Origin of the sequence: Mesotoga sp. UBA5557 (assembly GCF_002425715.1) — a bacterium.
Taxonomy (GTDB): Bacteria; Thermotogota; Thermotogae; order Petrotogales; family Kosmotogaceae; genus Mesotoga.
On sequence record NZ_DIMV01000099.1, the window covers coordinates 40,366 to 53,754 of the forward strand.

11 protein-coding genes are annotated in these 13,389 nt (G+C 45.5%); 8 read left to right on the plus strand and 3 right to left on the minus strand.

Translation table 11 applies throughout. From position 1 onward, the window contains the following. Positions 1-10 precede the first annotated feature (10 nt). Positions 11-4,228 (plus strand): acyl-CoA dehydratase activase, encoded by a 4,218-nt coding sequence (locus B3157_RS12335; RefSeq protein WP_292590743.1) that lies wholly within the window; start codon positions 11-13, stop codon positions 4,226-4,228. 175 nt (positions 4,229-4,403) lie between these two features. On the opposite strand, the gene B3157_RS12340 is transcribed toward B3157_RS12335, so the two are convergent. The 3 genes from B3157_RS12340 to B3157_RS12350 are packed head-to-tail and all read right to left on the minus strand — an operon-like array spanning position 4,404 to position 7,266. Beyond that, the gene (locus B3157_RS12340; RefSeq protein WP_214059874.1) at positions 4,404-5,612 is read right to left on the minus strand and encodes a hypothetical protein; all 1,209 of its coding nucleotides are present in this window, start codon (positions 5,610-5,612) and stop codon (positions 4,404-4,406) included. 15 nt (positions 5,613-5,627) lie between these two features. Then, a complete protein-coding gene (locus tag B3157_RS12345; protein WP_292590744.1) occupies positions 5,628-6,434 on the minus strand; it encodes an SDR family NAD(P)-dependent oxidoreductase in 807 nt (268 codons plus the stop codon). A 22-nt stretch (positions 6,435-6,456) separates the two neighbouring features. Further along, entirely contained in the window at positions 6,457-7,266 is an 810-nt protein-coding gene (locus tag B3157_RS12350) for an acetoacetate decarboxylase family protein (RefSeq protein ID WP_214059876.1), read from the minus strand. Between the two features lie 573 nt (positions 7,267-7,839). On the opposite strand from B3157_RS12350, the gene B3157_RS12355 reads away from it, so the two are divergent. From B3157_RS12355 to B3157_RS12385, 7 genes are all read left to right on the plus strand, one after another. Beyond that, the gene (locus B3157_RS12355; protein WP_214059877.1) at positions 7,840-8,211 is read left to right on the plus strand and encodes a hypothetical protein; all 372 of its coding nucleotides are present in this window, start codon (positions 7,840-7,842) and stop codon (positions 8,209-8,211) included. A 214-nt stretch (positions 8,212-8,425) separates the two neighbouring features. Further along, a complete protein-coding gene (locus tag B3157_RS12360) occupies positions 8,426-9,109 on the plus strand; it encodes a histidine phosphatase family protein (protein WP_214059878.1) in 684 nt (227 codons plus the stop codon). Positions 9,110-9,141: 32 nt separating this feature from the next. Continuing rightward, positions 9,142-9,567 carry a flavodoxin family protein gene (locus B3157_RS12365; RefSeq protein ID WP_214059879.1) on the plus strand — a complete coding sequence of 142 codons (426 nt, stop codon included), beginning with the start codon at positions 9,142-9,144 and terminating at the stop codon, positions 9,565-9,567. 356 nt (positions 9,568-9,923) lie between these two features. Beyond that, positions 9,924-10,391 carry a formylglycine-generating enzyme family protein gene (locus B3157_RS12370; protein ID WP_292590745.1) on the plus strand — a complete coding sequence of 156 codons (468 nt, stop codon included), beginning with the start codon at positions 9,924-9,926 and terminating at the stop codon, positions 10,389-10,391. 1 nt (position 10,392) lies between these two features. Beyond that, positions 10,393-10,740 (plus strand): formylglycine-generating enzyme family protein, encoded by a 348-nt coding sequence (locus tag B3157_RS12375; protein ID WP_292590746.1) that lies wholly within the window; start codon positions 10,393-10,395, stop codon positions 10,738-10,740. Positions 10,741-11,019: 279 nt separating this feature from the next. Beyond that, the gene (locus B3157_RS12380) at positions 11,020-11,757 is read left to right on the plus strand and encodes a class I fructose-bisphosphate aldolase (protein ID WP_214059880.1); all 738 of its coding nucleotides are present in this window, start codon (positions 11,020-11,022) and stop codon (positions 11,755-11,757) included. 20 nt (positions 11,758-11,777) lie between these two features. Beyond that, positions 11,778-13,382 (plus strand): metallophosphoesterase family protein, encoded by a 1,605-nt coding sequence (locus B3157_RS12385; RefSeq protein ID WP_292590747.1) that lies wholly within the window; start codon positions 11,778-11,780, stop codon positions 13,380-13,382. Positions 13,383-13,389 lie beyond the last annotated feature (7 nt).

Sequence of the window (13,389 nt, forward strand, 5' to 3'; positions counted from 1 at the left end):
GGCGAGTCAATTGGATAGAGCTGGACTTTGCATAGGCTCAAGCACTATTTCCTGGTATGATGGTCAAACTCCCAGAAGGCTTTTGCATGAAGGAAATCCACTAAGAGTACTCAAAAGCTTTCTTCCGGAAATCCTTGAAAGAGGAGTAGTCGTAGTAACTGGAAAGAAAGGAAGAAGGCTGTTGAATCTTCCCCAAATCCCCGAAGTTGAAGCCACTGAATTTGCCTACAAAGAACTGAAAAGCAAGTACGGAGATCATGAGGCAATTGTGAGCGTGGGCGGAGAGAATTTCACGCTGTATAAGCTAAACGATAAGGGAAACATCACAGCCGTCTTCACAGGAAGCAAATGCGCTTCAGGAACTGGAGAGTTCTTTCTCCAGCAACTAAAGCGAATGGATGTCGAACTGGATACAGCAAACGCAGTGGAAACAAACGAGATTTACGAGCTTTCTTCCAGGTGTACCGTGTTTTGCAAGAGCGATTGTACTCATGCTCTTAACAAGGGAACACCTAAAGAATCGGTTCTCAATGGTCTTGGAAAGGTCATGTCCGACAAGATCGGTGAGCTCATGCACAGGGCTGGTGTAAAGAAGATACTTCTAGTTGGTGGAGTAACAAAAAACCGGCTTGTGCTGAATCACTTGAAAGAAATCGCGGAAATTACCATACCTGATGAGGCTCTCTTCTTTGAGGCCTTCGGCGCTTATCTACATGCCAGTGCTCTCGAAGAAATCGAGATAGATAAAGAGACTGTCTTCAAGGAAGGTATAATGACTTTCCCCAAGAATGAGCCCCTTTCAAAGTTTGTAGACATGGTCGATTTCAAGGAGATGCCTTTCGAGACAGCTGAAGACGGTGATTCTTGCATTCTCGGTATAGACGTTGGCTCAACTACAACCAAGGCGGTTGTTATGAGAACCAAGGACAATACCATTCTTGCTAGTTCATATCTCAGGACTATGGGAGATCCAATAAACGCTACACGCCAGTGTCTTGAAGAGATTCGTGCTTCGCTCGATGTTCCTGTCGAAATAATTGGTCTCGGGGTTACAGGTTCTGGAAGAAAGATAGTTGGCCTTTTCTGCGAGACGAGTGCCGTTTACAATGAGATCATGGCTCACGCAAGGGCTGCCTCATTCTTTGATAGAGAAGTCGACACGATATTTGAGATTGGCGGTCAGGATGCCAAATACACTTTCTTATCCAATGGGGTTGCCCTGGATTATGCAATGAACGAAGCCTGTTCTGCGGGTACGGGGTCATTTCTCGAAGAATCTGCAAAGGAATCTCTGAACATAGATTACAGAGAGATTGGAGACTATGCGCTTAAAGGGCAATCTCCACCAAACTTCAGCGATCAGTGTGCGGCCTTTATCAGCAGCGATATTAAGACTGCGATTAACGAAGGCATCTCCAGAGAAGATATCTGCGCCGGCCTGGTTTACTCTATCTGTCTGAACTACACAAACAGAGTGAAAGCTATGAGACCGGTTGGGAAAAAGGTCTTTATGCAGGGAGGCGTATGTCTCAATCGTGCTGTCCCCGTGGCAATGGCGGCAGTTACTGGGAAGGAGATAATCGTCCCACCTCATCCCGGACTCATGGGCGCATTTGGTGTATCACTCATGGTTAAGGAAAAGCTTGAACAAGGCCAATTGGAAGAAGAACGCTTTGAGCTGGTTGACTTGATCTCAAAAGAAGTGCGCTATCTCAATACCTTCATTTGTGACGGTGGAGCAGAGAAATGCGACAGAAAGTGTCCGATCCGCATAATTGAAGTTGGAGGGAAGAAGTTTCCCTTCGGCGGTGCTTGCAACAAGTATGAAAATGTTCGTCTTAACCTTCCCATAAACAGAAACGAATACATATATACTACCGATAGAGAGAAGATAGTCTTTGAACGGTCAGACGAAAAGGGCATCGAGACTATAGGAATCAGCAAGTCTCTCTCTATGAATACTCTCTTCCCTCTCTTCTCAAATTTCTTCAGAAGTCTAGGGTTTAAAATCGTCGTACCGGAAAAGTCCGACCCCAGAGGCTGGGATAGAAAGAAATCGGAATTCTGTTTTCCAGTCGAACTGTCACATGGTTATATGTATGATCTTTTGGAGATGAATCCCGACTATTTCTTCATTCCAGCAGTCAAGGGTTTAGAGGTTGCGAACTCCGTTGAAAACTCGGTGTTCTGCCCATTTGTGCAGAGCGAACCGGACTGGCTAATGGGGAGTTTTGAGGAGCTCGGGTCGAAAAGGATTTTGACAGATTTCTTCGATTTTTCGCAGGGCTTCGAAAAAGAGAAAGAGAAGTTCGTCTTACTTGCGAAGTCACTGGGAAGGAACCGCGAAGAAGCTTTGAACGCTTTTTCCAATGGAGTAGAATCCTACGAAGATAGCGTTATAAGGATAAAGGAGATTGGGAACAGGTTTCTTGAAAACGTCGCGAGATCGGATTTCGGTGTCGTGATCTTCGGCCGATCATACAATGCCTTTTCCAGTGACGCCAACATGGGAATCCCGGAAAAACTTGCTTCACGCGGAATTCCTGTAGTGACTTTTGACGCTCTCCCTTATGAAAACGAAAGGTCACATGAGAAAATGTACTGGGCATGGGGTGAGATGAACCTAAAGGCGGCCAGATATGTAAAAAATAATCCAAAGCTCTTCGCACTCTACATAACCAACTTCAGCTGCGGACCTGACTCATTTTTGATCTCCTTCTTTAGAGACATTATGGGGAAAAAGCCATCCCTGATTCTGGAACTGGATAGTCATACATCGGATGCCGGAGTGGAGACCAGGATCGAAGCCTTCGCCGATGTAGTTAGAAGCTCCATAGAAAGGAACGCGGAGCCAGTAGAAAGCAAACGGGCGAAGAGACCGAAACTGATAACGAATAACGGGACATTCAGCATAGAGCTGCAGGACGGAAGACACATTCCCATTACAGATCCTTCGGTCAAAGTAATCGTCCCTACCATGGGCGAGTTTGCAGCTCAGCTCATGGCTGCTGCCTTCGAAAAGGTCGGCATCAACACTCACGTTCTCCCGAGACCGACAGAATTAGAGTTTCAGCTGGGAAAATCCAACTCATTATCCAAGGAATGTTTGCCTTTTCACCTGACTCTAGGAAGCCTTATTCGCTACCTTGAGGAAAACAAGGACGACAAAAGCGTAATAATGTACTTCATGCCTGATACTCGCGGCCCCTGCCGATTTGGTCAGTACAGTACTTACATAGATCTTTGGCTGGACAAGAACAATGCAAGCAATGTTCTACTGTTCTCCCTCAATTCTGAGAACGGTTATGCGGGCATGGGCCTTCAAACTAAACTGAGAATATGGACAAGCATGATCATGGCTGACGAGTTCTGTAATGTTGAAAATGCCCTTCTTACGCTAGCCTCAAATAGAGACGAGGCTATCGAAGCATCCAGAGAAGCTCGCGAGATTCTTCGTGAGAGCTTGAGACGCGATTCATATGGTGAAGTAATCAGAAAATTGGAGACAATCTGCGAGAAGATCTCAAGGATCCCTCTAAAGAGCGATTTCGAAACGACACCAAAAGTTCTGCTTTCAGGGGAGATATACGTTAGAAACGACGAGTTCTCCAGAAAATCACTCGAGTTGTTCTTTGCAGATAATGGAATAATTATGCATGCTTCACCAATTGAAGAGTGGATCTACTATCTGGACTACATATTGCTGAAGAAATATGTACCAACAGAGCTTGGACCGTTGAAGAGAGGGTTGAAACATGTTGAAATTGTTGTAAAGCGATCTATAGAAAAGCGAGTCAAAAAAGTCCTCGAAAAAAGTGGGCTTTACAGAGCGCACTTAGTTGATATTGAAGGTATGGTAGATGTCTCAAAGGACTTTCTGAACCCCAAGCTTACAGGAGAAGCAGTCCTCACTCTAGGAGCCGTCTTGTTCGAATCGATAGACAGATATGACGGAGTCATTTCTATAGGCCCATTTGGATGTATGCCGACCAGGATTGCAGAAGCCATTGCAGAAAGAGGACTAGATCACCAAAGGAGAAACTCGAACAAGCTCAAAAGAGAGGTCTTTGATCTTGCCGGCAATATCCCGACACTCTTCTTTGAGTCTGACGGAAACCCATTCACTCCGACCGTCGAAAGCAGACTTGAATCCTTCGTGGTTCAAGTGAAGAGGGTGAAATCGTTATTGCTTCGACTGAGGGAAGAAAAAGCCTTAGCCCCAGATTAGACAGAGGATTCTTGGAGCAAGCAACTGCGATAAACGAAGACCTGTGAAGTACACAGAATCCGGCTCCCAAAATCCTTTCAAAGATCAGGGTAGCTCTCAGTGAAGACTTGTTTTCAGAAACAGTCATGGTAAATAGGTGGCGTTTCTCAGCGTTTATCTGTGGATTTGATCCAAACTATGTCGATTTTCCGAGTTCCACCTCCTTTTGTATTCTATCTATAACGAACAGAACGTGAAGTAAGTACAGAAGCACAGCTCCATTAGCCGCCAAGACCACGCCAATAACCAATCCCGGCAAGAGATGAGAAATCAGCATTGATAATCCAAATGTGATTGCAAGAACATTAAGAGTGAGCTGGGCGACGGTCAGCTTAACAAGTATACCGGGTATCTTACTGCCTCCTCCACCCGTTCCGCTCGCCTGCCGACCAAGGAACTTGCCTATTGAAATCGCCCCTCCCAAAATATTCAGGACACCGACAAGCAGGGTGAGCGGATAGACCAAGATCTCCGGGATAATGCACGATACAGTTCCAAGGGATGCAAATAAAAACCCGATCAAGATCACAGGCAGCGATCTTGGAAAGACTCCTATCGGGGTGCTTCCCGAGGCAATCATCTGGATAGCGAAAATCATCATCAGCAAACCAAGCTGGGCACTTCCCGAAAAAGGCAGAAGCCCGAGATTTACCGGAATCAACAGCACACCAAGAATTATCATGAAGACACTTGTGAATAGAATCATCGCCCTGTCCATAGGTAGTTCTACTTCTTTGTCTTTCCTTTTCTGTTCTTGTGGGTAAGTGCTGTATATCTTTCTCAGAACAAAAGAAAGATATACAATGGCGGCTCCATAGATCAGAACCAAGATCGCCGTCATCTGAACACTTAGAAGACTCTGGTTCCACAGGAGTATCGATATGAGAATCGATGAAACGTATGCCACCGTACATCCAGCTATCAAATGTCGGAAGATCCCCCCATATTCGGACCATGCTCTGAGCTTATCCTTTGACAGAACCATCTGAACAAGCAGAAAAGCTCCTCCGGGGCCAAAGAAAAGGAATAGCAGAAGCCTGGGGATATCGTTGAAGGCATCTGGAATGAAACAAGTTATCGTTCCAATTCCACCAATGATAATTCCTGCAGCCACGACGAGCTTTGATCGTTTCAAGTCACCAAAGGGCGTTTTCCCCATTGAAATTATCTGCAGCGAGAACATCACCAACAGAAGACCGTAAAGACCATTCTCATAGTAGGGTAGGCCGCCTGTAGCAACAGGGAAGAGCAGCATGCCAGTAATGAGAAGAATGAGCCCGGCTATCATCAATATTACAACTTCCAGAGAAAGCTCCGATTCGCTAAATACTTTTGTCAGTTTCATGGGCATTCATTCCGATCAATAGTAGGTTCCTTTGGTTCTGTAGTTCTCAAGGCGTTCTGCGGCCATATCAAACGCGAGCTTGTCGAACTTCTCTCGGTCTGTTCTGTAGGCCAGTTCGGCATCTCGGATGCTCTGCGGGAAGACAATCAGCAAATCTCCCTCTTCCATCTTCTCAAATATGTAGTTCACCGCATCTTCAACGGACACTGAATCCGGCGGGGGAGTCAGCTCGCCAAATATAGCCGTACGCACATTTCCCGGGCATACAACACTGAATTTAAGACCCTCGTAAGAGAGCTCGTAATAAAGGCTTTCCGTCATGGTTTTCACTGCGCTCTTTGTACTTGCATACAGTGCTTGATATGGAAGCGGAACCAACCCTGCTATAGAAGCTGTGTTTACAATATGGCCGGATTTTTGCTCTCTCATGATCGGTATGGCATGGTAGGTCCCGTAGATCACTCCCCAGAGATTGATATCCACAACCTTTTTCCAGATTTCGAAAGTCACCATCTCGGTCGGGATTGTCATTCCGATCCCTGCGTTGTTGAAGACGAAGTCAAGATGTCCTGCATTCTTCTTGGCAGACATGATTAGCTTCTCAACCTGATCATCCTTTGTGACGTCAGTAAGAAAAGGTACAGCTTCACCGGCGTATTTCGAATTTAATCTCTTAGCTTCTCTATCGAGATTGTCCTGATTAACGTCGGCCATAAAAACAGTCGTTGCCCCCCTGGAAAGCATCTCTTCGGTCATACCAAGCCCTATTCCTGAAGCCGCTCCGGTAACCACAGCCACTTTCTTCTCAAAGTATCCGTTCATTTCCTCCTCCTCCTCTCATATCCTATGGAAGTATCCTGGAATCGCCAACATTCAACTTAATTATTCCTTTTGCCATTGCCGCGGATGTAACCTTTTTGATCGGCAAAGCCTTCAGTGACCTTATGATTCTTGACTGCAATGGGTGCTGCTCATATGTTAGGCCGATCCATTCGACCGTGCCGGTACCATTCCACATCTGTTTGAAAACGGCCTCCTGAGGATAGAGAGTTGCATGACTCAAGGTAGCTCCGCCCTTTCCGAGATTAGGCAAATACCTCCACCCAAAGAGATTGATCTTAGGATTCTTGTTCAACTCCGCCAAATCTTCTTCACTTACCTCATCGCCTCTCTGGAGGTCTATTTTCAGGAAGGTAAACTGCTCGTAGCTGGCCGCCACAAACCAATGATTTTCCAGATGGCGCTCAGACGAGATATCTGCGAACACCTTCGGTACTCCGTCCTCTTCACGGCCCCCGATTATCGGGCAGGTCTTGTTCTCCCATACGACAAGCGCATAGACTCCTTCGAGACCATCTGAGTTTCCCACATACTTTACAGGTGCCGTTACCTGAATTAGCCTGTATTCTCCCCCAATCATCCAGTCTACATCCCGGCAATTGGTGTACTGAACGGTAACGATAGGTTCTTTGAGCTTGAAATCTTCAGGGATGTGGTTCAGTAGAGCTTCTTCGTCCGTCTCATACTCCACCGTAATAACGGTATTGTCTCCGTAGACAACCCTTACCGGGTAGAAAGGATCGCCACCAAAGTGCACAGGCATCTTGTAGATAAAGTCATGGTTGAAAACGAATTTCCCTTTTTTCCCAGACACTTCATTTCCTCCTCTCTGCATCATGATGATTTAATTGGGGATTTTGATTAACGCCAAATCCTCCAGACTCGTAAAACTTCGTGTATGATTCTTGCAACTCTGCTTCCTTATTGATGTTTGAATGAATCTATAATTATCCAAAAAAGTCGGTAAGTCTCTTGAAGAAGTCAGGATGAATGAAGACTGTACGAGAAACCCGGCCTCTACTTCAAGATTATTAGAACACAAACCCTCATGAACTTCCAAGTAAAAATGAATCAGCAAGAACAGAAGGAATAAGCTTCATTTCTGCGCAGTATTTCCGTAAACTCTGTCGCCATACTCAACGCTGGGCTTGATTCTAGAGATGATCTCTTCCAAGTTCTATTCTTCTGAATTGACCTGGCCTGCAATTCTCTTATCGGTACGGCTTGGTTTATGTTATCCTGGAGCTCTTACTATTCAGAAACTGTCGAAAGGCGCTGTTCAAAAGCATCCAATCCCTGTATAATTGGAATAAATTCTCGCTTCTGAGGAGATTCCGTAACCGACTTGCCAAAAGGCATGATGCTCTTGACGCGGAGTGGATAGAGAATGGCTAAACGCTTTCTAATTGTACTCTTGACAATCTCGATTGTTTTTCTTGCATCCGGATGCCTCTTTTTTGGACTACCCAACTTAAATGGCAGCTGGGATGTCATCATGATTTATTCCGGCGGGGCTTCTGAAACCGCAACTTTTCATATCGAGCAACACATAGTATACAACTACAGGGGAAGTTTCTGTCTTGATTCATCTTGCAGAGAACTTTTCGGAATGATCTCAAACGATCGCGAAGTACATATAAACACCTGGACTTCTGAAAGAAGAATAGATTTCGCTGGATCGGTAACCAAGGACACGATGTCGGGAACGTTCACGATTTTCGATCTGGACGAAGGAACCTGGGAGGCGACGAAACGTTAGTTCGTGACCTCTCCGATAATCCGTGAATCTTTCAGATTTATCAGTTGTAACTTGCTGAGAGTTGGGATCTAGATCCCTTGCATAGGCTGTAGAAGATTGTGTTCATTCAGGTAAGACAGAATAGATATTCTCCACAGGCGCAAAGGATCAGATTACAATAGATCATCGGATTCATCAAACACTATCTCTTGAAAGCAGGTTTTTGGAGGGCGGAATGACAACAATATATCTAATGCGGCATGGACAGAGTCAGGCAAATGTAGAGGGGATATTTGCAAATGGCGATAATGGTTTTCCCCTAACCGATGAGGGAAGGATACAGGCGAAAATGGCCGCGCGCTATTTGAAGCTTAGGAACATTCGCAAGATCTACACCTCACCGATTCTGAGAGCAAGGGAGACCTCACGCATAGTCTCATCTGATCTTGAAATCGAACCTCAACTACTTGATGAGATCCGTGAATTTCACGTTGGCGAACTTGAGGGCCAGCTCATTGAAGGAGAAGCAGAAAGAGCGTTTCTTGAACTTGTAAGAAGTTGGATTGATGGCAAGATAGATAAGAGAATCCCCAACGGAGAGAGTCACAGAGAAGTTATCGATCGATTTTGGAAGGCTATGAATACAGTTGTTAGTGAATGTCCCGAAGGAGAAGCCCTTATGGTAAGTCACGGAGGCTTTCTGTCAATGACCCTTCCCTTCGTTTGCAACGGAATCGACCCGAAGAGATTCTTCTCGAGATCAGGCATTTCGATAAACAACTGCGCTATAACCACCGTGAAAGCCTACAGAAGAAACGACTCTTTTTCGCTCGAGCTTGTGGACTGGGCGAATACTTCGCATATGGAACTGGATTTCGAAAAGGAACCAGTAGAGACTATCTGGAACTCAGAAGATTGATGGAAAGATGATTTAGGAAGGAGGCAACAGTCGTGAAGATTGGAATAATCGCCTATTCGAAGACCGGAAATACACTGTACGTTGCCGAAAAACTGAGAGATGAGTTGATCTCCGCGGGAAAAGAAGCATCTGTGGTAAGGCTGAGATCGGAGACTCCCGATCTCGAAAGATATGAGGGACTGGTCTTCTGCTCTCCGGTGAATGGCGGAGCACCCGCCGATACTATGAAGAGCTACCTTGCCAAAATGAAGTCCCTTGAAGGCAAGAAGGTTGCCCTTATGGCTACGGGTCTCTTTCCAGCCGCTTTGGGAAGGAGACAGACGCTTGCCTACATGAAGAAGATCTGTAGAGAGAAAGGGGCAGAGATCTGCGGGGAGGCCAGCGTTGGATGGTGGAGTTTTGGACGAGAGAGAAAGATAGAGAGGTTGGTAGATGATCTCGCTTCTTGTTTCAAGTGACGGATGATTACAGTCCGTGTGTGCAAATCAGAATTACAACTGCCGGCCAAATTCACCTTCATATCATTCACTAATGAGTTCAACCAGATTTCTACAGGCCGCTTTTTGAAGATATTCCTTGTTGCAGAGGCAGAAGGCATTGGTTTTGAGAAAATGATAATCTCCCGCTAAACCGGGACAAAGTCTGCCGAAAACGCATCAATTTCCACGTACGATACCCGACAGTGCTAAGAGCTCGGGCCTTTCGGAAAGCTCTTCGCGTCTTCTCGACTGATATACTTGTTGCGAAAGCGAAATCATCGCTGATCTCGACAGTGATTTGTTTTTAGAGACTATCATCAAAGGAGGACTTTTCAATGCGCAAATTGCTTTCAATGACTGCAATAGTTCTTCTAGTTTCTTCACTCTTTGCTTCAACACCGGAAGAGATTCTCGTCAAAAGCGGGACTTTTCTTATGGGAACCACCTGGAGAGAGGAAGGCGTGGATAATGAAGCGGTTCGACGGATCCATCTGAATTACGATTACTACATCGGAAAGTACGAAGTTACCTTCGACGAGTACGGTTTTTTCACTGCGGAGACTGGAAGGAGTCTTCCAGACGATGCGAGTTGGGGAAGAGGGTCTAGACCTGTAATCAACGTGAGCTGGTGGGACGCAATTGATTACTGCAACTGGCTTAGCCTTAAAGAAGGGTTGCCCCTTGCCTACGACATTGAAGGCAATCTGCTTGACGCATTGGGCAACAAAACCACAGACCCCTCAGAAGTTGAAGGTTACCGGCTTCCGACAGACGCAGAGTGGGAATTTGCAGCGAGGGGGTAACTTGAGCAAGGGCTATACAAGATCAGGTGGAAACTCGGTTGACTCAATAGCCTGGTATAAGTCGAACTCCGAAAACATGACCCATCCTGTGGGAACTAAAGCACCGAACGAACTGGGAATATACGATATGTCTGGAAACGTCTGGGAATGGGTAAGCGACTATCACATCAACTACTCTTCGTTAGAAGAAACGAATCCCTATGTTGATGTTTTCTCAGCTTACAGAGTTAAGAGAGGTGGCAGCTGGATAGACTGTCCCGTTGGTGTAAGTATCGATGTGAGATCGAAAGGTTTGCCAGGTCATACCATTACAAATCTCGGCTTCAGAATCTGTAGATCAGCAAAGTAAAGGCTTCTGCAATAATCTTAATTCCATCATAGAACCGTGTCTGGAATCATCTGGTGTCAAAGCTAACCCAGAACTTAATCATCTCCTGCAGTAGAAAGCAACGGAAATTAACAGTAGAACAACTTTATTGGCCCAATCGCCGAAACCGATTTTCACTCCTATTCCTAATTGCTCACCCAAAAATCAAACTGCCAAATCATTTGCTTCAGTTTTGTTTTTCGGAAAGAATGTACTATAATCTAGGTACATATGTTCTGAACAAATGATAGGAGAGATGTTATGACGGGAAAATCGATTAGAATGAACCGGATACTTAAAGAAGACGGAAAGACGGTAATCGTAGCGATGGATCACGGACAGTTTCAGGGTCCGATAAACGGCATCAGGAATGTCAGGGAGACTCTGAGTAACATAATTGTCGGCCGGCCCGATGCAATAATCCTTAATCCGGGCGTTATCGAAAAGAACGGAGATTTGCTTGGAGGAAAAGTTTCGATTCTATGCAGAATAACCGGTGCATCTACTAACTACTCCACTATGTTTGACTACCACAGAATTACTACTTCCGTCGAACATGCGCTATCAATAGGAGCAGACGGAGTCGTTGTTATGGGATTCATAGGAGGCGATGGCGAAAATGCGTCACTGGAGATTATTGGCAGGGTGGCTGAGCAATGCAGCAGACTGGGGATGCCACTGATTGCTGAAATGCTTCCGCAAGCCATGGATCACTTCACTGACCCCGAATATATTGCTCTCGGAGCCAGGGTCGCATATGAACTTGGCGCCGATCTGATAAAGGTGTATTACACTGGCTTTGAATCTTTTTCAAAGGTTCTGGAATCGGTCCCTGTGCCGGTTGTGATTGCCGGCGGGCCGAAGGGAAAGGATGCCTTTGAAATGGCGAGAGAGGCTCTTGAACTTGGCGCGATGGGAGTTGCTTATGGAAGAAATGTATTCCAGGCCGACGACCAGACCGAATACGTAAGAAAGCTGCTGAAAACGGTCCACGGCTAGTCCGAAATGAGGTGGCGTTTATGAAAAAAACACTCTTGTTGGTTTTCGTATTGCTTGTTGTTAGCTTGGTGATCGGAATTGAAGGGTATGTCTTTGTTGACCTTAATTCAAACGGAATACTCGACGCAGAGGATCAGGTTGTTCAGGGTTGTCTTATTTCAAATGGAATTGAGATAGTATCTTCAGACAGTGGCGGGTTCTACAACATCTCTGATTCAAATGGCTTCGTATTCCTGATCAAACCAGATGGTTATGTATGCAGCGAGTGGTATGCTAGAGGAGTCGAGAATCACGACTTCTTGCTGACGCCGATTGTGGAGAACGGCGTCTTCGCGGTTGTCAACGACATTCACTATGCCGATGATCCTGATCTCTTCTATGAGTCCCTGGGCGACAGAGAGATGATCGACAACCCAGATGAATACATGACTAAACTAGTTTCGATTCTTGAGACAATTAGTCCCGATTTCATTGTCTGCAACGGCGACATGGGAGCAAGCATCAAGGACATCGACGACGAGACTGCAACCAGATGGGCTACTAAGGTGAGAGACTATCTCACAGTCGGAGACATCCCAGTTTACTACTCAGTCGGAAATCATGAGACAAACAAAAAGAAGGAAGATCCGTACGACATTTTTCACAACGTCTACGGACCTAAGTATTACTCTTTCAATAGCTGCGGAACGCACTACATTGTGCTCAATACCCACAATGTTGTAGATGGCAGTTTCATCTACGAGATCGACTCCGTGCAGCTCGAATGGCTAAGAAGAGATATAGAATCTGTCGCTCTCAATACCAGAATAATTGTTTTCTCTCATGAACCGATATTCAATCTGGCAAAGACCGACAATTATTATGAGATGATGCAGATCTTTGCAGACGAGTGCTCATATCACATCAGCGGCCATAGACATACTATGATAGAGTACTTCGACGCCCCGTTTGTTGAGCTAACCTGCGGCGCCGTATCGGGAGCGTGGTGGGAAGGCCCTTCCCCAACGGGTGACGAATATGGATTCACGCTTTTCGAAATGAAGAGAAATGATCTCAACTATTGTTTCGTTACTCTTACAGAAGATTATTCCGGGTGGTTCGACATGAGCAGAGAGACTCCCTATTCCGGAGTGGAGTATATCCGATTCTGCACGTTTCCTTCAGTATCGGACGATATTGAAGTACTTCTCAATGATCGTGTCTTCGAGTGCGATGTTTTGAAGAGAGAGATGAGATTCTGGAGCGAGTACTATTTCAACGTTAATCTTTCTTCATGTGGCGATGGCCTAAACGAAATAGTTGTACGCATCGGAGATAAAGAATTCAGAAAGAAGCTCTTCGTCAGAAGCGCTCCGGTAGATATCAAATCTATGAAAACCAATCCAGAATACTTTGAGGGATCTCTTGTGCTCGTCTCGAATTGTTCCAATACCGGTCAGTGGGGTACAACCTACACATTTAACGATGGTAGCGATACTTTCATGGTTCAAATAACCAATCTGGACATTCCATTTGCCATTTCCAAAGATGAGAAGTACTCTCTCTACGGAATCTTTAGAAACAACGAGAGAGTAGTCGATCCTCTGAAACTGTTAGTGGCCGAGGGAATTGCTCAGGAAGAATAAGGAGGGG